Raw genomic sequence first — 22,778 nt, 5'->3', positions numbered from 1 at the left:
GGCAGCCGCTACTCCTTCCGATATAGGATCATGCCGCCGTGATGCAGCACGCCGTCGACGAACGTGCCATCGGCGGTGAATCCGGTATCGTCCCAATAGTCGATGTGATTGCCCCCGAACTTCGTAACGCCCCCGATACGCGCTTTCCCGGATCCCACGCGCTTCGTCGTAGCGGCCGTTTGGAAGCAGCTTGTGACGGACATGGCCATCGGCTGTCACCCACATGCCGGCATAGAGATGGCTTTGCGCTGGTTGAGCCATGATTTTCCGGTCGGTGTTCTGGTGCCCATCCTGGAGACCTACTGCCCACGCTTTGCCGGCTTCTTTCTTTATTATCCAGGCCGTCGCAACATGGCGCCGAAGCTGCGCGCACTTGTCGATCACCTGCAGCGCTTCAGATAGCGTCATGGGATCGTTCGCGAGTCTCGAAAAATCGATTCAAGCGATACGTTTCCTAAAGGGTTTACTGCCAGTCTCGAAATAAATTCCGACGACAAAAGCAGGGACGAGCAGGGACACCGATGCAAACTCCGTTTGGCACCGGTCAGGCAAACAGGGAAAGCACGGATCTGGCGTTCACCGATCCGTTGACCGGGCTTGGCAATCATCGCCGCTTCTTCGACAAGGTCGACCGCCTGATCAGCGACCGCGCCGACGATCCCGCGCCCTTCACCGTCGGCATTCTCGACCTTGACGGCTTCAAGCCGATCAACGACCTGTTCGGCCACAAGGCAGGCGACGACATCCTGATCCAGGTCGCGATGCGGCTGCGCGCCTCGATGGACGGCCATTCGACGGTCTGCCGCATCGGCGCCGACGAATTCGCCTTCCTCTATCCCCTGGTATTCTCGGAGGAGGCGGCGGCGGAAAAATCCCGCATGCTGATCGAGATCCTGTCGGCGCCCTATGATGTCGGCGAACGCACCGCCAGACTTTCTGCCTCTGTCGGCTGCTCGCTGTTCTATTCCGGCGACGAGACCACCGAAATCCTCATCAACAAGGCCGAAACGGCGCTTTACCATGCCAAGCGCTCCGGCCGTGGCCGCGTCGTCGTCTACACCCGCGAGATGGAAGAGGCCGCCAAGCGCGTCACCCGCATCGAGCAGGCGCTGCGCCGCGCCGTCTCCGCCGGCGAGGTGGAGCCGCATTTCCAGCCGATCGTCGACCTCACCACGCGCCGCACCATCGGCTTCGAGACGCTGGCGCGCTGGACCGACCGCGACCTCGGCGCGGTGCCGCCGACCGTCTTCATTCCGATCGCCGAGGAGCGCGGCATCATCGGCCCGCTGTCGCAGCTGGTGCTGCGCAAGGCGACGGAAGCCGCCAGGAGCTGGCCGAAGGACCTGTTCCTGTCCTTCAACCTGTCGCCCTCGCAGCTCGTCGACCAGAACACCGGCCTGCACATACTGGCGATCCTCGACCGCACCGGGTTCGATCCGCGCCGGCTGGAGATCGAGATCACCGAGACCGGCCTGATGAACGACCCTGCCTCGGCCGCGCAGATCGTCGAGGATCTGCGCCGTGTCGGCATCCGCATCTCGCTCGACGATTTCGGCACCGGCCAGTCCTCGCTCGGCCGCCTGCGCGAGTTTCATTTCGACAAGCTCAAGATCGACCGCGCCTTCGTCTCCTCCATTCTCGACGACCGGCCGTCCGAACACATCATCCGCGCCATTCTCGCCATGTGCGAAGGGCTCGCCATGGACGTGGTTGCCGAAGGCATCGAAGAGGAGGCGCAGGCCGACCGGCTGGTCCAGTTCGGTTGCGCCGGCGGGCAGGGCTATCTCTTCGGCAAGCCGGCCGATGCCGACGCCACATTGGGCTACCTCCGCGATTCCTTTCGTGGCGCCTTGCGCGCCAAGGCGATCTGAGCGGCGAAATTCGGCGCTGCCGGCCATGCGGCGATGCCGCCTGGCGGTCTCGCGCCATCGCCATCGCCTTTTTGTCCGACATAAGGCCGAAATAGCGTCTTTTCGCCCTTGCCCGCCGGACGTGTCTGGCTAGGATGCGCGCCGGCTGACCCGGGAGACGAAAATCATGATGCCATCGGCGCGTTTTGCCGACCTCGAAGGCGCTTCGGTGCTGATCACCGGCGGCGGCTCCGGCATCGGCGCGGCGTTGACCGAAGGGTTCATGCGCCAGGGCGCCAAGGTCGCCTTCCTCGACATCGCCGACGCGCCGAGCGCCGCGCTCGCCGGTCGCATCGAGAAGGAGCTCGGCCACCGACCGCTCTACCTCAAGACCGATCTGCGCGACGTCGAGGCGCTGCGCGCCTCTGCGGCAAGGGTCGCCGACGCGCATGGCGACGTCACCGTGCTGGTCAACAATGCCGCCTGGGATGAACGCCATGCCGTCGAGGACGTTACCGTTGATTTCTGGGACAACAACCTCGCGATCAACCTGCGACCGCATTTCTTCACCGCGCAGGCCGTGGCACCAGGCATGAAGCGGGCCGGCGGCGGCTCGATCATCAATTTCACCTCGACCTCCTACCTGATCAATCATCCAGACATGCCGGCCTATACCGCCGCCAAGGCGGGCATACTCGGCCTCACTAAGGGGTTGGCCGGCAAGCTTGGTCCCGACCGCATCCGCGTCAACGCCGTCGCGCCCGGCTGGGTGATCACCGAGCGGCAGCAGGAGCGCTGGGTGACGGAAGAGGCACTTGCCGCCCATGTCGCCAAGCAATGCATCAGGGACGTCATGCGGCCGGACGACATGGTCGGCACGGTGCTGTTCCTGGCCTCAGATGCCTCGCGCATGCTGACCGCGCAAATGCTGATCGTCGATGGAGGCTTCCTGTGAGCCCAGGGTTTGCCAGCAACGTTCCGGCAGTCGCCGCACTCGATTGGGGCACGACCCGGCTTCGGGCCTGGCTGATCGACGGCGGCGGCAAGGTGCTTGCCGAACGTCGCGGCGACGATGGCCTGATCACCGCGCGCGAAAAGGGCTTCGCCAACGTCCTGGAGGGCCATCTGGCAGCGATGGGCGCGCCGGAGGCATTGCCCGTCATCATCTGCGGCATGGCCGGTTCCCGCCAGGGCTGGCTGGAGGCGCCCTATGTCAGCGTGCCGTCGCCGCTCGGCGCCATTCTTGGCGGCGCCGCCCGGGTGCCAGATCAGAAACGCGACATCCGCATCGTCCCCGGCCTTGCCCAGCGCCTGGCCGACGCGCCCGACGTCATGCGCGGCGAGGAGACGCAGCTTGCCGGCGCTGGCCTGCCTGCCAGAGGCCGCGAACTGGTCTGCATGCCCGGCACCCATTCGAAATGGGTGCTGGTCGAGGACGGCGCCGTCGCCGGCTTCGGCACCTGGCCGACGGGCGAGCTGTTTTCCGTGCTTGCCGCGCACTCGATCCTGCGCCATTCGATGGGCGAACATCCCAGCCCGGTTGCTCCCGACAATCCGTTCTTCCGCCGCTGGTGCGAAACAGCACTGGACGAGGGTGGTGATGTCACCTCGCGGCTGTTTGCCATCCGCGCTGCCGGCTTGCTCCAGGATCTCAAGGCCGATGATGCGGCCGCCTGCCTGTCGGGCCTGCTGATCGGCGGCGAGATCGCCTCTGCCCGGCGCCGTCATGGCGCCGGCGCGACATCGGTCGTGCTGATTGCCTCGGGCGCGTTGGCCGGGCTCTACCAGGCCGCCCTTAGCCTTGCCGGGCTTGGTGTGCGGACAGTCGATGCGGACGAGGCTGTACGCGCCGGCCTGATCGAGGCCGCGCGGGAGAATGGCATGATTGCCAGAAGTGGAGCCGCCATATGAGCCAGACCGCACCCTTTCCAAAACTCAAGCGCGGCCTGGTCGCTATCCTGCGCGGCCTCAAGCCGGCCGAAGCGATAGCCATGGGCCAGGCGCTGTTCGACGCCGGCATCGAGGCCATAGAGGTGCCGCTGAACTCGCCCGAACCGTTCTCGTCGATCGCCAGGATTGTCGAAGTGCTGCCGAAAACCGCCCTGGTCGGCGCCGGCACGGTGCTTACGGGGGCCGACGTCGACAATCTTCACCAGGCCGGCGGCCGGCTGCTGGTCAGCCCCAACATCGATGCCGAGGTCATGGGCCGTGCCAGGGCATACGGCATGGTCACCATGCCCGGCGTGTTTACCCCCACGGAAGCCTTCCAGGCGATCCGGCTCGGCGCCTCGGCGCTGAAATTCTTTCCCGCCAGCGTGCTCGGCGCATCAGGCATTTCCGCGATCCGGGCCGTGCTGCCGGCGCAGATGCTGGTCGGCGCGGTCGGCGGCGTTTCGGACAAGGACTTTGCCGGTTACAAGGCGGTTGGAGTGACGGTCTTCGGGCTTGGCTCCAGCCTGTTCAAGCCAGGCATGAGCGTCGATGACGTGGCGGCGCGCGCTCACGCCGCCGTCGCTGCCTGGGACGTAGCATTCGGAGACGCATGATGAACAAGGTTTCGGTTTTTTCCGATCATGTCTGCGAGCTCGGCGAAGGGCCAAGCTACGATCCCGCCACCGACGCGCTGTTCTGGTTCGATATCGTCAACGGCCAGCTCCTGGAAAAGCTCGTGGCCGGTGGTGCGCTGAAGATCCATGAGCTTGGCCAGATGGCGAGCGCCATCGCCATCATCGATGACAAGCGCCAGCTGATCGCCACCGAGACCGGCCTCTTCGTCCGCGATGTCGCGACCGGCCAGATGACGCTGCATACGCCTGTCGAGGCGGACAACCCCCTTACCCGGTCCAACGATTCCCGTGTCCATCCCTGCGGCGCCTTGTGGATGGGGACGATGGGCAAGAGCGAGGCAAAGGGCGCCGGTGCGATCTACTGGTTCTTCAGGGGTGAACTGCGCAAGCTGTTCTCCGGCATCACCGTGTCGAACTCGATTTGTTTCTCCGGCGATGGCGCGCTCGCCTATTATACCGACACCTCGACCGGCCTGCTGATGCGCGTCGCCTGCGATCCGGCGAGCGGCCTCCCCTCTGGAGAACCAAAAGTGTTCGTCGATCACCGCTCGTCCAAGGGCTATGTCGACGGATCGGTCGTCGACCGCGACGGCGTGCTGTGGAACGCCGTCTGGGGCGGCAAGGCGGTCAAGGCCTATTCGCCCGACGGAACATTGCTGCGCGAGGTTGCGATGCCGGTGACGCAGCCCTCGTGCCCGGCCTTTGTCGGCAGGAACGCCGACCGGCTGGCGGTGACGTCGGCGTGGAAAGGCAAGGACGACAAGCAGCGCCAGCTCGATCCGCAGGCAGGCATGACGTTCGTCCTAGATATTCCCGTCAACGGCCGCTTCGAGCCGCGCGTGCTGATCGCCTGAACAGGCCGGGCGATCGGCTCCGCGCAATCTATCGTGGTGCTGTCACGCAGGCGTCCGGCTTGAGTCGGTTTCGCGAAAGCCGTTTGCGTCGACCGTGCGATGCTAGGTGATCGCACGGCCGGGAATGTTCGTCTCATGTCGAGTCACAAGCCAAAGCTGATCCTCGTTCACGAGCCGGAGAAGGCCTGCTTCGACCGCCTGGTCGCCGACGGTCACGCACCGCAGCGCGCGGCCGAGATATCGTCCTATCTGGCGCAATCGACCGACCTCGCCCCCGAATTCGATGCGCTGGCCGCCGCCTGTGACAGGCGTGGCCTCATCTTCGCGGCGGTGGAGCTGGACCATGCCGCAAGGGCGCTTCCCAAAGCCGATCCTTCCACGACGCTGGTCTGGACGCTGACCGACGGCATCGCCTATTTCCGTGGCGGCGCCGCACCCGCGCTGGCGCGGCTCAACGGAATGAGAACGATCGGAGCGGACGATGCGCTGATCGCTCTCTGCCAGGACAAGTTCCGTTCCGGCGCCGTGCTTGGCGCGCTCGGCCTGCCGGTGCCGTCGGCGGGTTTTGCGCGCAATGGCGAATGGCTGGTCGAGCCGCCGGCCTCCGCCGCCGGCTGGTTCGTCAAGCCCAACAGGCTCGGCGCCAAGATCGGCATCTGGCCGGATTCGCGCGTAACCGATCTCGGTCACGCGCTGGAGCTTAGCCGGCGTGTTTTCGCGGCCTATCGCGATGATGTCGTCGTCCAGCCCTATGTCGCGGGCCGCAATGTGCGCGCCAGCTTCCTCGGGCTGACGCCGCAAACCGGTGCCGAGGCGCTTGGCATCGCCTTTGTCGAGTCAGGCGCGGATTTCCAGACGATGGCCGACAGCCTGGCGCTTTATGGCGACACCGGCGAAGCCGCGAAGGCCGCCGGGCATTATGCCGAACCCGAACTCGCTCCGGTCGCAAACAGTCAGCCGGTGGCCGATGCCAGAATCCGCACGATTGCCAAACGGTTGATGGACGGGCTCGGCCTGCGCGACGTGTTTTCCGTCGACGCGCGCGTCGAGGCCGACGATACGGTTCATCTCATCGAGTTCGAGGTCTGCCCCGGCCTGCCCTGTTTCGATTTCCGCGCTTATTGCCGCCAGCAATGGGGGCTGGAACTCGTCGACGCGATGGCGGAAACCGCGGCGAACAGGCTCTTTCGCTAGACCCCTTCCACCAGCACGATCTCGCCGTCGGCCACCTTCTGGCGGATCGCCACTGCGCGTTGATATTCCGGCGAATGGTAGCAGTCATGCGCGACGGCGAGCGATTCGAACTCGATGAGCACATTGCGCGCGCGCCCTAGGCCCTCGGCTTTCTCGTGTTCGCCGCCACGCGCCAGAAATTTCGCGCCGAAGCGCTCGAAAGCCGGCTTCGCCGCCGCGACGTAATCCTTGTAGCCTTCCGCGTCGCGCACATCGACGCGGGCGATCCAGTATCCCTTGGGCATTCTTCTTCTCCCTATTCCTTATGCCGAGCGCATTTCGTCGAGGATGGCTTCAGCCGCCGCGCGTCTGTCCGCCGCAGCGACGATCGGGCGCCCGACGACCAGATGGCTGGAGCCGCTGCGAATGGCTTGCGCAGGTGTCATCACGCGCTTCTGGTCGCCATGATCGCTGCCCACGGGGCGTATGCCGGGTGTCACCACCGCCATGTCGGGGCCGACGAGGCGGCGCACCGCTTCGGCCTCCGCGGCCGAGCAGACGATGCCGCCCATGCCGGCATGCAGCGCCTGTTCCGAGCGCCTCAGCACCAGCGTGTGCGGGTCATATTCATAGCCGGCATCGATCATGTCCTGCTCATCCATCGAGGTCAGGACGCTGACGGCAAGCAGGCAAAGCTCGCTGCCGCGCGCTGCCTCCACCGCCGCCTGCATCGCCTTGGGATAAGCATGTATGGTCAGCATGGTCATGCCCATCTTGACGATGTTCTCGACGCCTTTGGCCACCGTGTGGTCGATGTCGAGCAGCTTCATGTCGAGGAAGATCTTCGTTCCGCCGCTGGCCAGCTCCCTGGCGAAGTCGAGCCCGCCGGCAAAGGCCAGCTGATAGCCGATCTTGTAGAAGGAGACGACACCGTCGAGCTCGCGCACCGCCTGCTCGGCCTCCGTCACGGTCGGCACGTCGAGGCCGACGATCAATCTTTCCTGCATGGATTTGGCCTGCATGGGGTGAGCCTGCATGGTAGCGGCAGTCACGCCTCGACCCTGGTCGACAGCATGCGTGAGGTTTCGATCAGCGTGCGGCATAGGTGCTCCATCGATTTGTGCAGTCTTTCGTCACGGAAATGGCCGTCCCCGTCGAAGGCGTCGCCGCCCTCCGGCACCGAGCATTCCGGCGTCACCACCTCCATCTGGCAGCGCACCAGCACGGCGCGCAGATGATTGATGCAGCGGATGCCGGCAAAATGGCCTTTGGAGGACGAGCAGAGGCCGGCGACCTTGCCGGCAAGCGGCCTGACCGACCGGCCGCCATCCCGTCGCACCCGGCTCACCCAGTCGATCGTGTTCTTGAGCAACGGCGGGATGGAGCCGTTATATTCAGGCGTCGCGATCAGCAGCCCATCATGGACGGCGATCAATCGCGCCAGCTTCTGGGCGTTTTCAGGGATGCCATTTTCCCTTTCCAGGTCCTCGTCGAGGATCGGCAAGGGATAATCGGCGAGCGAAATGCGGGTCACCTCGGCGCCTTGCACCGCAAGTTCCTTCTGCGCCACGTCGGCGGTCCTGCCGCTATAGGCGCCGCTGCGCACCGAGCCGGCGAAGACGAGGATTTTCGGGATGATCGGCATCGAGTCTCCCATGCTGTCGCGGCAGCTATAGGCGATGCACGGACTGAATCAAATAGCTGAGCTCATATTGTCGCTAGACACGGAGGCGCATCATGGACGTTGGAGGCGCGGCGATTTCAAAGTTCAGTATCGGCGGGGTTCTCTAGTTCAAAGACCGCTTGGATGACTGCTTGCCTACCTTTTGCCGATCTCACGGACATGGCCATCCACATCCGTCCGCCATCTTTCGAGGCAACAAGAATCTGAAAAGGCTGTCCTTTATAGGAACCACCAGAGTCAGAACCCCATCGCCCTTCTCCCTTCGCGAATCGACCGCCAGCCTGATCTGGAACAACTGTTGCCGTCCATCCGTTATTCGCTGTCACCAAAAGCGCATTACCGTGCTGCTCGATCGATACACGACAATTGCCACAAGCCCCGGCATTGGAGGCGACTTGTCGCCACTGTCCTCGAAGCGAGATGGGCTCGGCGGCCAATGGCGCCGTTGCCAGAAATCCAGAAAAAAACAACAATAGGGAACATACGAGGCGCAAGGGGTAGCTCCTTATGCATCCGGAGCCCACGCTATACCGATCAGCAGTTTCTCTATACCTGCAATTAAATATCAAATGATACCGAACGGCGATAAATCACCAAATTCGTTTTCCCGGCGAAGCAGGCGGGATACCGGGCGAGAATCCGCGTCAATCGCCGCTGCCGCGCCTATAGATCCAGAGCTGCGTCGGCGGGATATTGCGGAAGATGAAGTCGAAATGCTTGACCGTGTAGTCACCGCGGCCGGCCGGGATCGGCGACATCGGACCATAGGTCAGCTGCACGATCGGCCGTCCGGCCGGGATGCGGTCGAGCAGGCTTTCGATGTAGGCGATGCGCTGGGCGACCGGGAAGTTGAGCAGCGGCACTCCGGAAACGACGCTATCGAAGATCATCCCGCTTCTCTCGCCAAGCGTGGCGTTGAGGTTGAAGGCATCGCCCTCGATGACGTTGACGCCGGGATAGAGCTGGCGCAGGTGGCGCACGAAATCGGTGGAATATTCGACCGCGTAGAGGTTTTCAGGCCGCACGCCCTGGGCGAGGATGGCGCGGGTGATGACCCCGGTACCGGGACCGACCTCGAGCACCGGCAGTCCGGACTTCGGGTTGACGATCGAAGCCATCTTGCGGGCGGTGATCGAGCTGGTCGGAACAATGGAGCCGACCGTCTTCGGCTTGTCGATCCAGCCCTTGAAGAATTTGAGTTCGTCGTCGAACTTCTCGGCAAACGCCTTCCGCAGTCCGTGACCACGTGCCATGCAAGCTCTCCTCAGCGCTCCCCTTGGAAGCTACTTAACACCTGGATGACGCAAGGCAAGGCGCTGCCCTGCCTGTGTCGTGGATAAGATAGCTCTGGTCGCGTCTCAACGCTCGCCGAAAGATTCGAAAAAGTCCTTCATGCGGGCGAAAAAGCCGCTCGATTGGGGCGAATTGTCCTGCGAGGACAGTTGTTCGAACTCCTCCAGCAATTCGCGCTGGCGGCGCGACAGGTTCTGCGGCGTCTCGACCGCGGTCTGGATGTAGAGGTCGCCGACATTGGGCTGGCGCAACACCGGCATGCCTTTGCCCTTGAGGCGGAACTGGCGTCCGTTCTGCGTGCCTTCGGTCACCTTCACCTTGGTCTGTGTGCCGTCGAGCGTCGTCACCTCGAACGACCCGCCAAGGGCCGCCGTCGTCATCGAGATCGGCACCTTGCAATAGAGATCGGCGCCGTCGCGCTGGAAGAATTCGTGCGGCTTGACGGCCAGGAAGATATAGAGGTCGCCCGACGGCCCGCCGCGCAGCCCGGCCTCGCCCTCATTGGCAAGGCGGATGCGGGTGCCGTCCTCGATGCCGGCCGGGATGTTGACCGACAGCGAGCGTTCCTCGGTGACGCGGCCTTGGCCGGCGCATTTCGGGCACGGATCCTTGATCGTCTGGCCGCGCCCCTGGCATTGCGGGCAGGTCCGCTCGATCGAGAAAAACCCTTGCGTGGCGCGCACCTTGCCGTGGCCGTTGCACATCGAGCAGGTGACCGGCTGGGTGCCGGGCTTCGCGCCGCTGCCCGAGCATTCCGTGCAGGATATCGAAGCCGGCACGCGAATCTGCGCGGTCTTGCCCGCGAAGGCTTCCTCCAGCGAGATCTCCATGTTGTAGCGCAGGTCGGCGCCGCGCTCGCGGCCACCGGAAGAGCGGCGCTGGCGGCCACCCATCATGTCGCCGAAAATATCCTCGAAGATATCGGCAAAGCCGCCCGCACCAAAGCCCTGCGCGCCATTCATGCCGCTCTGCTCGAAGGCGGCGTGGCCGAAACGGTCATAGGCGGCGCGCTTCTGCGGGTCCTTCAGCGTCTCGTAGGCTTCATTGATTTCCTTGAATTTGTGCTCGCAGGAATGATCGCCGGGATTACGGTCGGGATGGAACTGCATGGCGAGCTTGCGAAAAGCGCTCTTGAGCTCCTTGTCGTCGGCGCCCTTTTGCACGCCCAGCGTTTCGTAGAAATCAGCTTTCATTTTTTCCCGCAGTTCCGGATCAACGTCTTGATGCATGGTGTGCGTCGTTTGCCGGCACGTTGTTCGATTTAGGAGCGGTGCTGCCCGTATGCTAGGGCCGGCGCGAACTTGTCCGTGGTTTTCAGTGATTTTTTCGGCAGCGCTCGCATTTTTTTCAGCGAGGGTTGCAAAAAAGCCCGGCCTTGCGCCGGGCTTTTCGCATTATCTTGCCGTCAGACCGTTCAGGCCGACTTCTTCTTGTCGTCGTCCTCGTCGATTTCCTCGAAATCGGCGTCGACCACATCGGAGTCCTTGGCGGCATCCGCCTTGGCATCGGCTTCCGCCGCTTCCTTCTGCGAGGCCTCGTACATGGCCTGGCCAAGCTTCATGGAGGCTTCGGCAAGCACCTGGCTCTTGGCCTCGATGTCGGCCGGATCGTCGCCCTCGGCAGCGGTCTTCAGCGCCGCGATCGCATCGGATATAGCGGTGCGCTCGGCCTCGGAGACCTTGTCGCCATATTCCTTCAGCGACTTCTCCGACGAATGCACCAGGGCTTCGGCCTGGTTGCGGGCCTCCACCACGGCGCGACGCTTCTTGTCGGTGTCGGCGTTGGCCTCGGCGTCCTTGACCATCTTCTCGATGTCGGCGTCCGAAAGACCACCCGACGCCTGGATGCGGATCTGGTGCTCCTTGCCGGTGCCCTTGTCCTTGGCCGAGACGTTGACAATGCCGTTGGCGTCGATGTCGAAGGTGACTTCGATCTGCGGCACGCCACGCGGCGCCGGCGGAATGCCGACCAGATCGAACTGGCCGAGCGCCTTGTTGTCGGCGGCCATTTCACGCTCGCCCTGGAAGACGCGGATGGTCACGGCCGACTGCGAATCCTCGGCCGTCGAGAACACCTGGCTCTTCTTGGTCGGGATCGTCGTGTTGCGTTCGATCAGTCGCGTGAACACGCCGCCCAGCGTCTCGATGCCGAGCGACAGCGGCGTCACGTCGAGCAGCAGCACGTCCTTGACGTCGCCCTGCAGCACGCCGGCCTGGATGGCGGCGCCGAGTGCGACGACCTCATCCGGGTTGACGCCCTTGTGCGGCTCCTTGCCGAAGAACTGCTTCACGATCTCCTGGATCTTGGGCATGCGGGTCATGCCGCCGACCAGGACCACTTCGTCGATCTCAGCGGCCTTCAGGCCGGCGTCCTTGAGCGCCGCCTTGCACGGCTCGATGGTGCGCTGGACGAGATCCTCGACCAGGCTTTCGAACTTGGCGCGCGTCAGCTTCAGCGTCAGGTGCTTCGGTCCGGTCGCGTCGGCCGTGATGAAGGGCAGGTTGATTTCGGTCTGCGTCGTCGACGACAGCTCGATCTTGGCCTTCTCGGCCGCCTCCTTGAGGCGCTGCAGGGCGAGCTTGTCGTTCTTCAGGTCTATGCCCTGTTCCTTCTTGAACTCGGCCGCCAGATACTCGACCAGGCGCATGTCGAAATCCTCGCCGCCGAGGAAGGTGTCGCCATTGGTCGACTTCACCTCGAACACGCCGTCGCCGATCTCGAGCACCGAAATGTCGAACGTGCCGCCGCCAAGGTCATAGACGGCAATGGTCTTGCCTTCCTTCTTGTCGAGGCCGTAGGCAAGTGCTGCCGCGGTCGGCTCGTTGATGATGCGCAGCACTTCGAGGCCAGCGATCTTGCCGGCGTCCTTGGTCGCCTGGCGCTGGGCGTCGTTGAAATAGGCCGGAACGGTGATGACCGCCTTCTCGACCTTCTCGCCGAGATAGGCCTCCGCCGTTTCCTTCATCTTCTGCAGGATCATGGCCGAGATCTGCGAGGGCGACTGCTTCTTGCCGCCGGCCTCGACCCAGGCATCGCCATTGTCGCCCTTGACGATCTTGTAGGGGACGAGCTTCTTGTCCTTCTCCGTCACCGGATCGTCATAGCGGCGGCCGATCAGGCGCTTGACCGCGAAGATGGTGTTTTCAGGATTGGTGACCGCCTGGCGCTTGGCCGGCTGGCCGACTAGACGTTCGCCATCGCCCGAGATGGCGACGATGGAAGGCGTCGTGCGCGCGCCTTCCGCATTCTCGATTACCTTCGGCTCCTTGCCATCCATGATGGCGATACAGGAGTTGGTGGTGCCGAGATCGATACCGATTACTTTTGCCATTTTTCTAGTCTCTCCGCTAAGCAGGCTCTCAGGACCCGGTAAGGCGTTCCGACGAAAGCCCCTGTTCACAAGAAATCCCGTCCGGCCACCGGTCCTCCGGCGCCGCACGGCTTGGCGCGTATATAAGAACAGGCGGCATCGCGCGCAAGCATTCTGCGCAAGGCTTCCATGAACCTTTCCACCTCCGCCCGCGACTGATGTCCAGGTGCCGCACGGTGCGGCCCCGGAAAGGAAGCCCCCATGACCAGCAACCCAGAGACTCCATGGTCTCCGGGACCAACAGGAGCTCGGCGCGACCACCGCCTTCGGGACGGGGTCGATGCGCTGGGCTTTCCGCTGATTCCGTTGACCCTGCGCAGGAGCAGGCGTATCGTGACTATGAGGAAAGCAGACAATTCGATCAGGGAAGAACGTGCCGGACCACCGCGCCTTGCCCTGATTTGCGCGGCGATGCCGGGTGTTTCTCCCGTGGCTAACGGGGGTAGCTTCATGTCTCGCGTCCACGGCACGTTTGTGTCTTCTCTCCATTTTGCCGGCGGCTTGCGACGAGCTGCGCATGCAGGCAGCAGCTTGCTGGTGCTGGCACTTGCCGCCAGCCTGTGGCTTGGAGGCGCCGCCCAGGCGCAGGAAACCCAGATCATTTATCCCGGCTCGATGGCGGTCACCGGCTTTCCCGGCACCATCATCCCGAATTTCGACGAGGGCCTGCCGCCCGGCGTCGATCCGGTCGACGAGACCTTCATCGACACTTCGCGCGCCAGCTTGCGCGTGTTCGATGCTTCGCACCTGGGCGGCCCGGCCTCCGGCCAGCTCGTCTTCACGCCGCCGCCTTTCGAGGTGACATCAGGCCAGATCGGCGAGGTGTTCGGCCTCGCCTATGATGACGGCGTGCGCGACGGTGTGCCATCGGGCATTCCCAACCTCTATGCCGCCGCCACCTCGCTGCATGGCGTCGAGATCGTCACCCCGGACGCCGACAAGGACGGCAGGCCGGAGCGGCAGCGCCGCGGCACGGCGGGCGCCACTTTCATGGAGGGCCAGTTCGGCACCGAAAACGGCGGCGGACCAGGTACCATCTGGAAGATCGACGGCATCACCGGCCAGGTCGCCAAATTCGCCGACATCGAGACCAACAGCGGTCCCGGCATCGGCAACCTCACCTTCGATCCCGTCCATCGCCAGTTCTTCGCCTCCGACCTCGACACCGGCCTGATCCATCGCATCGACGCCGACGGCGGACCGATCGACACCTTCGATCATGGCGTCGCAGGGCGACCGGCGCATGGGCTGGCTCCCGTCGCCGACGATGGCGCGGTGATGGACATACAGGGCGCCGCCTTCGACACCGAAGACGCCGAGACCTGGGGCTACACCCAGGACGAGCGCCGCGTCTGGGCCGTCTCCTATCATGGCGGCCGGCTCTACTATTCGGTCGGCGAAAAGTCTGAAATCTGGTCGGTGGGCATTGCCCGCGACGGCACCTTCGCCGGCGATCCGCGTTGGGAACTGACGGTCAAGGCCGACAAGGACTACGCCGTCACCGACATCGCCTTCGACAACAGCGGCTTCATGTACCTTGCGCAACGCGGCCCGACCGAAAACCGCTACGACTACAGCCGCTTCGCCGATTCCGGCAAGGGCGAGGTCATCCGCTACTTCAGGGAAAACCCCGACGATCCCTCGACGGAATCGATCTGGGTGGAAGCGCCGCAGGAATATGCGGTCGGCTTCCCGCAAGGCAACAGGCAGTCGGCCGGCGGCCTCGACCTGCAATACGGCTACGACGCCGACGGCAATCTCGACACCTCGGTCTGCACCCAGACCTTGGTCAACACCGGCGACAAATTGCGCGACAACCCCGAGCTCGCCGAAAAGCTCGCTGCCGGCGGGCCGCTTGCCGTCCATGGCGTGCAGATCACGCCCAAGGACGTCGTCAAACCGGCCAACGTGCCGCCCTTCGGCTCCTGGTTCGTCGATTTCGACGGCTATTTCGAGGATCCTGAAGTGGAAGGCCATGTCGGCGACGTCGCCGTCTGGCGCCCCTGCGAGGGCCGTGCCGGCTATTATGAGGAAATACCGGGCGGCTATGAGCCCCCCTTCTACCCGCCGGACTTCCCACCGCCCGGCAATCTGCCTCCGTGTCTCGATGTCGAGGACGTGCGGTATTTCTGCACGCCGCATGGCCTCGAGGCCGATCTCTATCTCCATGACCATGCCGGCTTCGGCGGCGATTCGATCAAGGCCCAGTCCAGGACGCCAGGCGTCGGGGTGACCTCACCCATGTCGCATGCGCCGGGCAAGCCGTACACGATCGACATCACCGGCCACTATCCGGGCGACAGAGTGGATGTTGGACTTTGCTTCTACAGGAAGTCCGACAAGGACAAGGGTGGCTACTACCCTTGCTGCAAGATGACCTTGCCGCTCCGGACCCCAGCCGTCAGCTGCGAACGTTGAGGAGGCGAAGATGAACAGTCTTGCCCCATCCCCGCTCGCGACCCAAACGCAAAAAGCCGTCATGGAGACGATCATGAACCCCCTGTCATATGCCAGGCGCGGTGCGCGCTGGTTGATGGCGGCCGGTATCGCGGTCGCCCTTGCGCCCGCACTGCCGGCATCCGCCTCCCAGACCGTCCAGGCTGTCACCAGCCCAGATGTGCAGCCGTTGCAGCTCGACAATCCGCGCATCATCAATCCGGAGCCCGGACGTGTCGTGCCGTTCTTCACCAAGACCGGCGGCCAGCGCAGCTGCGACTATGTCTTCTACACCTTGACCTTCGGCCTGCGCGGCAATCCGCAGGGCTTTGCCGATCCGGGCCTCGAGGCGGCGCTGAAGAAAGCCCAGCTCGAGTTCAAGGACCAGCTTCCGCACGGTCTTTCCATCGTCAACGTGACGGTCTCCGGCGACGGCACCGATGCGTCGGGTGGGCCTTTGCCTGCCGCCGCCATCAGCAATTCGGCCGGACCCAACGATACGGCAACGGTTTCCGATTTCCGGATGTCCGCCAGCGATCTGGATGGCTCGGGGGCACTGAACGAACGCGTCATCACCTTCCGCATCACGGCCAAGATCGACCACGCCGCGTTTCCAGGGCCGGCCAATGTCGACAATCAGGGCCTGATCAAGGTCACCGGCGGCATCGGCACGGGAACCATCATCCCCTCGCAGGATCCGGGCAAGCCGGACGATGGCAACATCGCGACCGGCGAAAAGACCTCGATCCGGATCGACCTCACCAAATGCGACAAGCAACCTCCGCCCCCAACCGACCATGAGTGCTTCAAGGTCGAGCGCGGCACGGTCGACTGCGTGCCCGGCGGTGGTGCCTTCATCTATCACATGCCTGTCGGCCCGGAGATGGGCGGCAAGTGGGCGCAGGTGTCGACGACCTCATCAGGCATCACCATCATCCCCGACACCCAGAAGGTGCCGGCGGGCGGCGGGGTGCTCAACTGGAAGATCGTCGGCGCGTCACCCGGCGACGTCATCCACCTCATCGTCACCGGCATCGAGACCTATGCCGGACCGAAGGAGGGCTGGGGCCTGTGCTGCACGCAAACCATCGACATCGTCATCCCGCGTGACCAGAGGTGCCCACCTAGGGACAAGGAACCGGACCTCAAGGTTGAAAAGCATGCCGACGTCACACGCTGTACCATGGCCGGCGGCTGCGACTTCACCATCCGGGTCACCAATGTCGGCACGGGGCCCTACAATGGCAAGATCGTGCTCGACGAGGTGACGCTGCCGGCCGGCTCGACGCTGAGTTCAGGGCCCAATCCGCCCTGGGTCTGCGCGCCGGGAACCACCCCCATGACGTGCACCTACCCGGTGACCACGCTCAATCCGGGGGCCTTTGTCGACCTCAAGCTCGGCTTCAGGCCGGCCGGAGGCTGGCAAGGCAGCGTGCTGCGCAACTGCGCCACCTATAATTACGGCGCCAGCGGCAAGCCGCTTTTCGGCAGCCAGGCCAATGACCGGGGCTGCGCGTCGATCCCGATCTGCCGCCGCGGCGACCGCAACCCGGATTGCCAGCCGCCGGTCGAGAAGAAGGTGGACCTGATCCTCAAGAAGCGTGCCCGCACCGAAGTCTGCACCGCCGATGGCGTCTGCACCTTCATCATCGACATCATCAACAACGGCACATCGACCTATAACGGACCGCTGACGGTGATCGACAATTACCCAAGCGGCGCGCCGACGTCCTCGACCTTCGGACCGAGCCCGCCCTGGACCTGCGGCCCGAACGGCCCCGGCCAGTTCCGCTGCGACCATGCCGGCATCTCGCTGCCTGCGGGCGCTTCGACGCCGATCTTCGTCAAGGCGGTGGTGCCGGCCAGCTATCGGTCGGACATGGTCGAGAACTGCGCCGAGGTGAAGGCCATCCCCGGTGAGGTCGATCTCACCAACAACAGGGCCTGCGCCAAGGAACGCATCCGCCACCCCAATGGCGGCCAGCCGACATTGCGCATCACCAAGGTGTGCAACGGCTCGCTGGCTGGTGCGGCGCTGGTTTCCTGCCGCATCACCGTCAGCAGCGTCGGCACGGCTGCCCCCACCGGTCCGGTGCGGGTCAACGATGCCGCCACTCTGGTGTCGGGCGGAGCGCCCGTGCAGATCCAGACCGTCACCCCTGACGGTGCGGAATGGGCGTGCGGACCGGTCCCGGCCAACACTCTGTCGTGCCAGATTCCCGGCGCCGTCATGACGCCCGGAACCTCCAGGCACTTCGATGTGACGGTTTCGGCCAATGGCGAGTTCGAGAACTGCGCACGGGGCTCCTATGGCCCGGCGCAGGGCGACGACGTCGTCTATCCGATCGGCCAGGCCTGCGCCAAGGGCGGCGGCTCCTCGACCATCCGTGTCGAGAAGACCGGCGACCGCGAATGCAGGCTCGGCCGGCCCTGTTCGTTCGACATCACCGTCACAAATGACGGGACGAGCCCCTTCTCGGGTCCGGTCCGCATCGGTGATGCGATCGGGGTGGAGGGGCTTGGCCGACTGGAAGGCGTTGCGATCACCTCGATCGACCCGCCCTTCGGCTGCTCGCCGGAACCGACGACCTTGCCGGCCTCCTGCATCGCCAACCTGACCCTCGGCGCCGGCGAAAGCCAGTCGCACCGTGTGACAGTGGTCATCCCCGACGACGGGCGTCTTGCCAATCTGCAGGGCAACGTCAATGGCCAGAACTGCGTTGGCGTGCTCTCTCCCGACACACGGGTACAGGGCGGCGCCGACGTCCTGTCCAAGGATGCAACCAACGTCGAGGGCGATCGCGGCAAGGCCTATGCGTGCCATCCGTTCATCATCACGCATGAGGTGAAGAATGAGTGCTCGCCGGGCTTTGTCATGAACGACGCCGGCCGCTGCGCCTGCCCGGAAGGCACCACCTTCCGCAACGGCCAGTGCACGGGCGGCGGCACCAATGTTCTGCCGTTGCCACCGCCGCCGCGCTGCGTGCTGCTCGAAGGCCAGATCCGCACCGAGGACGGACATTGCGTCTGCCCGCGCGGCACGGAGCTGGAGAACGGAAAATGCGTCAGGACCGACAAGCCCGAGCAGTGCACCATCCGTGGTCAGGTCCACGACGCCGACGGCGACTGTGTCTGCCCGCGCGGCACCGAGGTGCGGGACGGCGCCTGCCGTCAGATCCGGCCAAAACCACAGCAGTGCCGCATCCCTGGCCAGTTCCGCAATGCCGACGGCGACTGTGTCTGCCCGCAAGACACCGAGGTGCGCAACGGCGCCTGCCGCCCAACTCGGCCGAAGCCCGAGCAGTGCAGCATCCGTGGCCAGGTCCACAACGCGAACGGGGACTGCGTCTGCCCGCAAGGCACCGAGGTGCGCGACGGCGCCTGCCGTCCGATCCGGCCGCAGCCTGATCAGTGCACCATTCGTGGCCAGGTCCATGACTCCGATGGCAATTGCGTCTGCCCGAGGGGTACGGAGGTGCAAGGCAATGCCTGCCGGCGCAAGCAGCCTGACATGCAGCAGTGCGACATACGCGGCCAGGTCCACAACAAGCGCGGCGAATGCGTCTGTCCGCGTGGGACCGAGGTGATCGACGGCGCATGCCGCAAGCCCAGGCAAGAGAGCGAATGCGCGCCGGGCTCGCAGATGGTCAACGGCCAGTGCCAGCCGATCTTCAGACGACACTGCCCGGAGGGTACGATCGGGCGGTACCCGAACTGCAGGCCGATACGCGGGCAGCCGTCGCTGGAAATCGATCCGGGTCAGCTGCTGCAATTGCTGCCGCGGCGCAGGCAGCAGATCGACCAGCAACAGGATCCGGTTCCAAACAGGGTCCTGAAACTCCAGCAGCAGTAACCATCCGCGCGACGCCAAACGAGAACCACCCGCCGGAGCAATCCGGCGGGTTTTTCTTTGTGACCAGGTCAGGCGGTGATTGACGGCAACAGGATCGGCGAGCGCCGCGACGTTACCCTCCCTGTGGAACCGCTGTACTTGCGCCCTCGACAAGTCGCCGGGAGCGCTTTAGGCAGTCGGTTCGGGGCGTCCGTATGGAAAGGGCGCCCGGAAAGGCTGCGAGATGAGCAAAAAAACCTTGATCGCACCGTCGGTGCTGGCATCGGATTTCTCGAAGCTCGGTGACGAGGTCGAGGCGGTGGCGGCGGCCGGTGCCGACTGGATCCATCTCGACGTGATGGACGGGCACTTCGTGCCGAACATCACCTTCGGCCCGCCTGTCATCAAGGCGATCCGCAACCGCACCCAGGCCTTTTTCGACTGCCACCTGATGATCGCGCCCGCCGACCCCTACCTCGCCGCCTTCGCCGAGGCCGGCTGCGACGGCATGACGGTGCATGCCGAGGCCGGACCGCATCTCGACCGCTCGCTGCAGACCATCAGGAATCTCGGTAAGAAGGCCGGTGTCTCACTCAATCCGGCGACGCCGGAAAGCGCCGTCGAATATGTGCTCGACCGGCTCGACCTGATCCTGATCATGACCGTCAATCCGGGCTTCGGCGGGCAGGCCTTCATCCCGGCGATGGTCGACAAGGTGAAAAGGGTCAAGGCATTGATCGGCGACCGGCCGATCCGCATCGAGATCGACGGCGGCGTCTCGCCGGAAACCGCGCCGCTGGTCACATCTGCCGGCGCCGACGTGCTGGTGGCCGGTGCCGCCATCTTCAGGGGCGGCAGCGTCGAAGCGTACCGCGCCAACATCGAGGCGATCAGGACCGCGGCCGAAAAAGCCGCCGGCTAACGCAGCCCGATCGGCCTGAACCGACCAAACCGCGACTGTCTTTGCGCGCGGCAGAAAAGATGCTCGCATGGGGACACAAGAAACAGATGGCCATGCGTGCATACAAAACGCTTTAAGGTTCTGCTGGTTGTAGAGATATTCGAATTCCCGCGATCGGCGCGCCGATTGGGTATATTTCTTTGTTCTAAAGTACAATAACGCGATCTTCTGCTTGAGCGGCGGAAGCGTGGCGCTGTATGGTACATGTACAGAGGGGAATTTCTGACTCGAATTGCCCAACACGACAGTTGGGGACAAGGAGTCGCTTTGACATATGGAGCTGCCAATCTGAACGACGACGGCACGGGCGCCAAGAGTACGCTTGCCAGCACGGTCTATCATCAATTGCGTGATGATCTTCTCGGCGGCGCTCTGGAAGCCGAAAGCAAGCTGCGCGTCGAGTGGGTCGTTTCCAAATATGGCGCCGGTGCCTCTCCGGTTCGCGAAGCTCTCAATCGCCTTGCCTCCGAAGGTCTCCTCGGCCGCCATGACCAGCGCGGCTTCTTCATCATGCCGGTCAGTGCGGCCGAACTCGAGGAGCTGACGCGCACCCGCTGCTGGCTCGAGGAGCGGGCGATGCGCGAATCGATCGCCCACCGCACCGCCGAATGGGAAGAACAATTGGTGCTGGCGCTGCATCGCCTGGGGCGCGCCTCACGGCTTTCGCCGCAAAGTACCTCGTCGCTCAATCCGGACTGGGAGAAATTGCATCGCACTTTCCATCGGGTGCTGATCTCGGCCTGCCGGTCGCACTGGCTGGTGGGCTTCTGCGACCAGCTGTCCGATCACGCCTACCGCTATCGCCAGATGGCCAATGACGGCGAGAGGATCCAGCGCGACGATTTCGCCGAACACCGGCTGATTGCTGAAAATGCGCTGGACGGAAACGCGGATGGCGCCGTCCAGGCCCTGATCGATCACTACCAGCTGACCGCCGCCATGTGCATGGAACGCTTCAAGCAAGGCGAGGCACCACAGGTCGCCGCCGGTCCGAGCCAGCGCGCCCACCGTTGACGGCTGTTTGATCGGCGCGCTCTGCTGACGGATCTCTTCGCCAGGCGCCGGCAGCCGTCTGCGGCTTGACGGCCGGGCCGGGAAACGCGAACGCTTCCCCGCGTGCCGACCCACAGCCGGCGTCGACATTGCCGTCACCCCCAATTACCGTCACCCCCCAATTGCCGTCACCCAGGAAGATTTCATGAGCAATCATCTGTTCGATGCGTTCCGGTCCCGGATGCCAGCGCCTGGGCATCTGTTGATGGAAACCGATGATGGACGCTCGCTCACCTATGGCGACATGCTGGCGCGGTCGGCGCAGTTCGCGCATGCGCTCCTGCAAATGGACGTCGCGCCCGACGACCGGGTCGCCGTGCAGGTGGAGAAGAGCCCGGAGATGGTTTTGCTCTATCTCGCCTGTGTGCGCGCCGGTGCTGTCTTCCTGCCGCTCAACACCGCCTACACGCTGGCCGAGCTCGGCTATTTCTTCCACGATGCGGCACCCCGGGTCATCGTCTGCGATCCGGCACGGTCGGCGGATATCCGTGGGATGGTCGACCCGTCCGGTGCCGTGGTGGTCACGCTCGACCGCAATGGCCGGGGATCCCTTGCGGACCAGGCATCGCGCCAGTCCTCCGATTTCCACGATGTCGAGCGCGGCGGCGACGACCTTGCGGCGATCCTCTACACGTCGGGAACGACCGGCCGCTCGAAAGGCGCCATGCTCAGCCACGAGAACCTCGCCTCGAACGCGCGGGTGCTGGTCGAGCAATGGCGCTTTACCAGGGACGACGTGCTGATCCACGCGCTGCCGATCTTCCATACGCACGGCCTGTTCGTCGCCACCAATGTCGTCTTGATGGCCGGCGCCTCGATGCTGTTCGAGCAGAAATTCGACGCTGGCCGCATCGTCTCGCTGCTGCCGCGCGCCACCGCGCTGATGGGCGTACCGACCTTCTACACCAGGCTGCTGCAACAGGAGGGGCTGGATCGCGAGGCGGCGAAAAACATCCGCCTGTTCGTATCCGGTTCCGCGCCGCTGCTGGCCGAGACGCACAAGGCCTGGAGCGAACGTACCGGCCACGCCATCCTCGAGCGCTATGGCATGACCGAGACCAACATGAACACTTCCAACCCCTATGAGGGCGAGCGGCGCGCCGGCACGGTCGGCTTCCCCTTGCCTGGCGTATCGCTGCGCATTGCCGATCCCGATTCCGGCAAGCCTGTTGGCCACGGCGAGGTCGGCATGATCGAGGTCAAGGGTCCCAACGTGTTCGGCGGCTACTGGCGCATGCCGGAAAAGACCAAGGCGGAATTCCGCGCCGACGGCTTCTTCATCACCGGTGATCTCGGCATGATCGATGCCGACGGCTATGTCCACATCGTCGGTCGCGGCAAGGACCTGATTATCTCAGGCGGTTACAACGTCTATCCGAAGGAACTCGAAAGCGAGATCGACGCGCTCGACGGCGTCCTGGAAAGCGCCGTCATTGGCCTTGCCCATCCGGACTTCGGCGAAGGCGTCACCGCTGTCGTCGTGCGCTCGCCCGCGTCGCGGATCACCGCGGCTGAAATCCTCGACGCCATCACCGGCCGTATGGCGAAGTACAAGCACCCCAAACGGGTGATCTTCGTCGACGAACTGCCGCGCAACACGATGGGCAAGGTGCAGAAGAACTTGCTTCGCGACAGCTACAAGGATCTCTACGCCTCAACCAAAATCGGCTAAGCAGATGTCCCGCTCCGGCCCGGCGCGACGTGC

The 22,778-nt window shown here is 64.2% G+C and carries 17 protein-coding genes and 2 pseudogenes; 12 read left to right on the top strand and 7 right to left on the bottom strand.

Going from position 1 to position 22,778, the window contains the following annotated elements:
- Positions 1-8 precede the first annotated feature (8 nt).
- Positions 9-333: pseudogene (locus FJ434_RS18980) on the bottom strand (Atu4866 domain-containing protein).
- Between FJ434_RS18980 and FJ434_RS18975 the strand changes: the two are divergent.
- The 7 genes and pseudogenes from FJ434_RS18975 to FJ434_RS18945 form a co-directional block, all read left to right on the top strand.
- A pseudogene (locus FJ434_RS18975) lies at positions 274-402 on the top strand (LysR family transcriptional regulator); the annotation flags it as partial. The pseudogenes FJ434_RS18980 and FJ434_RS18975 sit on opposite strands and share 60 nt — an antisense overlap.
- Before the next feature lie 119 nt (positions 403-521).
- Positions 522-1,871, top strand: coding sequence for an EAL domain-containing protein (locus FJ434_RS18970; RefSeq protein ID WP_140749964.1), 1,350 nt, complete (start codon positions 522-524; stop codon positions 1,869-1,871).
- Positions 1,872-2,037: 166 nt separating this feature from the next.
- Complete coding sequence (locus FJ434_RS18965) at positions 2,038-2,805, top strand: SDR family oxidoreductase (protein ID WP_140749967.1); 768 nt, start codon at positions 2,038-2,040, stop codon at positions 2,803-2,805.
- The gene (locus FJ434_RS18960) at positions 2,802-3,761 is read left to right on the top strand and encodes a 2-dehydro-3-deoxygalactonokinase (RefSeq protein ID WP_140749970.1); all 960 of its coding nucleotides are present in this window, start codon (positions 2,802-2,804) and stop codon (positions 3,759-3,761) included. The genes FJ434_RS18965 and FJ434_RS18960 overlap by 4 nt, the downstream gene beginning before the upstream one ends.
- Positions 3,758-4,396, top strand: a complete 639-nt coding sequence (locus tag FJ434_RS18955; protein WP_140749973.1) for a 2-dehydro-3-deoxy-6-phosphogalactonate aldolase — start codon at positions 3,758-3,760, stop codon at positions 4,394-4,396. Before FJ434_RS18960 ends, FJ434_RS18955 begins: the two co-directional genes overlap by 4 nt.
- Positions 4,396-5,271 (top strand): SMP-30/gluconolactonase/LRE family protein, encoded by an 876-nt coding sequence (locus FJ434_RS18950; RefSeq protein ID WP_140715583.1) that lies wholly within the window; start codon positions 4,396-4,398, stop codon positions 5,269-5,271. The genes FJ434_RS18955 and FJ434_RS18950 overlap by 1 nt, the downstream gene beginning before the upstream one ends.
- Positions 5,272-5,406: 135 nt before the next feature.
- The gene (locus FJ434_RS18945) at positions 5,407-6,465 is read left to right on the top strand and encodes a D-alanine:D-lactate ligase-like protein (RefSeq protein ID WP_140749976.1); all 1,059 of its coding nucleotides are present in this window, start codon (positions 5,407-5,409) and stop codon (positions 6,463-6,465) included.
- Here FJ434_RS18945 and FJ434_RS18940 read toward each other — a convergent pair.
- The 6 genes from FJ434_RS18940 to dnaK form a co-directional block, all read right to left on the bottom strand.
- Complete coding sequence (locus FJ434_RS18940; protein WP_140749979.1) at positions 6,462-6,749, bottom strand: DUF1330 domain-containing protein; 288 nt, start codon at positions 6,747-6,749, stop codon at positions 6,462-6,464. The two genes, FJ434_RS18945 and FJ434_RS18940, sit on opposite strands and share 4 nt — an antisense overlap.
- Positions 6,750-6,767: 18 nt before the next feature.
- Positions 6,768-7,481: an orotidine-5'-phosphate decarboxylase gene (gene pyrF / locus FJ434_RS18935; protein ID WP_181165994.1), complete on the bottom strand. Its 714-nt coding sequence runs from the start codon at positions 7,479-7,481 to the stop codon at positions 6,768-6,770.
- Positions 7,482-7,492: 11 nt separating this feature from the next.
- Positions 7,493-8,089 (bottom strand): NADPH-dependent FMN reductase, encoded by a 597-nt coding sequence (locus tag FJ434_RS18930; protein WP_140749982.1) that lies wholly within the window; start codon positions 8,087-8,089, stop codon positions 7,493-7,495.
- A gap of 683 nt (positions 8,090-8,772) precedes the next feature.
- On the bottom strand, positions 8,773-9,381 hold the full coding sequence (gene pmtA / locus FJ434_RS18925) for a phospholipid N-methyltransferase PmtA (protein ID WP_027142509.1): 609 nt from the start codon (positions 9,379-9,381) through the stop codon (positions 8,773-8,775).
- Between the two features lie 105 nt (positions 9,382-9,486).
- Positions 9,487-10,614, bottom strand: a complete 1,128-nt coding sequence (dnaJ, locus tag FJ434_RS18920; RefSeq protein ID WP_140749985.1) for a molecular chaperone DnaJ — start codon at positions 10,612-10,614, stop codon at positions 9,487-9,489.
- 221 nt (positions 10,615-10,835) lie between these two features.
- On the bottom strand, positions 10,836-12,752 hold the full coding sequence (dnaK, locus tag FJ434_RS18915; protein WP_140506953.1) for a molecular chaperone DnaK: 1,917 nt from the start codon (positions 12,750-12,752) through the stop codon (positions 10,836-10,838).
- A 489-nt stretch (positions 12,753-13,241) separates the two neighbouring features.
- Between dnaK and FJ434_RS18910 the strand changes: the two genes are divergently transcribed.
- The 5 genes from FJ434_RS18910 to FJ434_RS18890 all read left to right on the top strand — a co-directional run bounded on the left by FJ434_RS18910 (position 13,242) and on the right by FJ434_RS18890 (position 22,745).
- Complete coding sequence (locus FJ434_RS18910; protein WP_140749988.1) at positions 13,242-15,209, top strand: hypothetical protein; 1,968 nt, start codon at positions 13,242-13,244, stop codon at positions 15,207-15,209.
- A gap of 10 nt (positions 15,210-15,219) precedes the next feature.
- On the top strand, positions 15,220-19,080 hold the full coding sequence (locus FJ434_RS18905) for a hypothetical protein (protein WP_140749991.1): 3,861 nt from the start codon (positions 15,220-15,222) through the stop codon (positions 19,078-19,080).
- 223 nt (positions 19,081-19,303) lie between these two features.
- The gene (rpe, locus tag FJ434_RS18900; RefSeq protein WP_140749994.1) at positions 19,304-19,981 is read left to right on the top strand and encodes a ribulose-phosphate 3-epimerase; all 678 of its coding nucleotides are present in this window, start codon (positions 19,304-19,306) and stop codon (positions 19,979-19,981) included.
- A gap of 306 nt (positions 19,982-20,287) precedes the next feature.
- On the top strand, positions 20,288-21,034 hold the full coding sequence (locus FJ434_RS18895) for a GntR family transcriptional regulator (protein ID WP_140749997.1): 747 nt from the start codon (positions 20,288-20,290) through the stop codon (positions 21,032-21,034).
- A 184-nt stretch (positions 21,035-21,218) separates the two neighbouring features.
- Positions 21,219-22,745 (top strand): malonyl-CoA synthase, encoded by a 1,527-nt coding sequence (locus tag FJ434_RS18890; RefSeq protein WP_140750000.1) that lies wholly within the window; start codon positions 21,219-21,221, stop codon positions 22,743-22,745.
- The last annotated feature ends 33 nt before the right edge of the window (positions 22,746-22,778 follow it).

The organism is Mesorhizobium sp. B2-5-13 (assembly GCF_006440535.1).
GTDB lineage: Bacteria > Pseudomonadota > Alphaproteobacteria > Rhizobiales > Rhizobiaceae > Mesorhizobium > Mesorhizobium salmacidum.
The sequence above is the reverse complement of the archived record's forward strand: the minus strand, read 5'-3'. Positions and strand labels throughout refer to the sequence as shown.

What these genes read in the sequence shown, in the direction of transcription:
- FJ434_RS18970 (WP_140749964.1), top strand. Translation starts at nt 522, where the DNA reads ATGCAAACTCCGTTTGGCACCGGTCAGGCAAACAGGGAAAGCACGGAT.
- FJ434_RS18965 (WP_140749967.1), top strand. Translation starts at nt 2,038, where the DNA reads ATGATGCCATCGGCGCGTTTTGCCGACCTCGAAGGCGCTTCGGTGCTG.
- FJ434_RS18955 (WP_140749973.1), top strand. Translation starts at nt 3,758, where the DNA reads ATGAGCCAGACCGCACCCTTTCCAAAACTCAAGCGCGGCCTGGTCGCT.
- FJ434_RS18950 (WP_140715583.1), top strand. Translation starts at nt 4,396, where the DNA reads ATGAACAAGGTTTCGGTTTTTTCCGATCATGTCTGCGAGCTCGGCGAA.
- FJ434_RS18945 (WP_140749976.1), top strand. Translation starts at nt 5,407, where the DNA reads ATGTCGAGTCACAAGCCAAAGCTGATCCTCGTTCACGAGCCGGAGAAG.
- FJ434_RS18940 (WP_140749979.1), bottom strand. Translation starts at nt 6,749, where the DNA reads ATGCCCAAGGGATACTGGATCGCCCGCGTCGATGTGCGCGACGCGGAA.
- pyrF (WP_181165994.1), bottom strand. Translation starts at nt 7,481, where the DNA reads ATGCAGGCTCACCCCATGCAGGCCAAATCCATGCAGGAAAGATTGATC.
- FJ434_RS18930 (WP_140749982.1), bottom strand. Translation starts at nt 8,089, where the DNA reads ATGCCGATCATCCCGAAAATCCTCGTCTTCGCCGGCTCGGTGCGCAGC.
- pmtA (WP_027142509.1), bottom strand. Translation starts at nt 9,381, where the DNA reads ATGGCACGTGGTCACGGACTGCGGAAGGCGTTTGCCGAGAAGTTCGAC.
- dnaJ (WP_140749985.1), bottom strand. Translation starts at nt 10,614, where the DNA reads ATGAAAGCTGATTTCTACGAAACGCTGGGCGTGCAAAAGGGCGCCGAC.
- dnaK (WP_140506953.1), bottom strand. Translation starts at nt 12,752, where the DNA reads ATGGCAAAAGTAATCGGTATCGATCTCGGCACCACCAACTCCTGTATC.
- FJ434_RS18910 (WP_140749988.1), top strand. Translation starts at nt 13,242, where the DNA reads ATGTCTCGCGTCCACGGCACGTTTGTGTCTTCTCTCCATTTTGCCGGC.
- FJ434_RS18905 (WP_140749991.1), top strand. Translation starts at nt 15,220, where the DNA reads ATGAACAGTCTTGCCCCATCCCCGCTCGCGACCCAAACGCAAAAAGCC.
- rpe (WP_140749994.1), top strand. Translation starts at nt 19,304, where the DNA reads ATGAGCAAAAAAACCTTGATCGCACCGTCGGTGCTGGCATCGGATTTC.
- FJ434_RS18890 (WP_140750000.1), top strand. Translation starts at nt 21,219, where the DNA reads ATGAGCAATCATCTGTTCGATGCGTTCCGGTCCCGGATGCCAGCGCCT.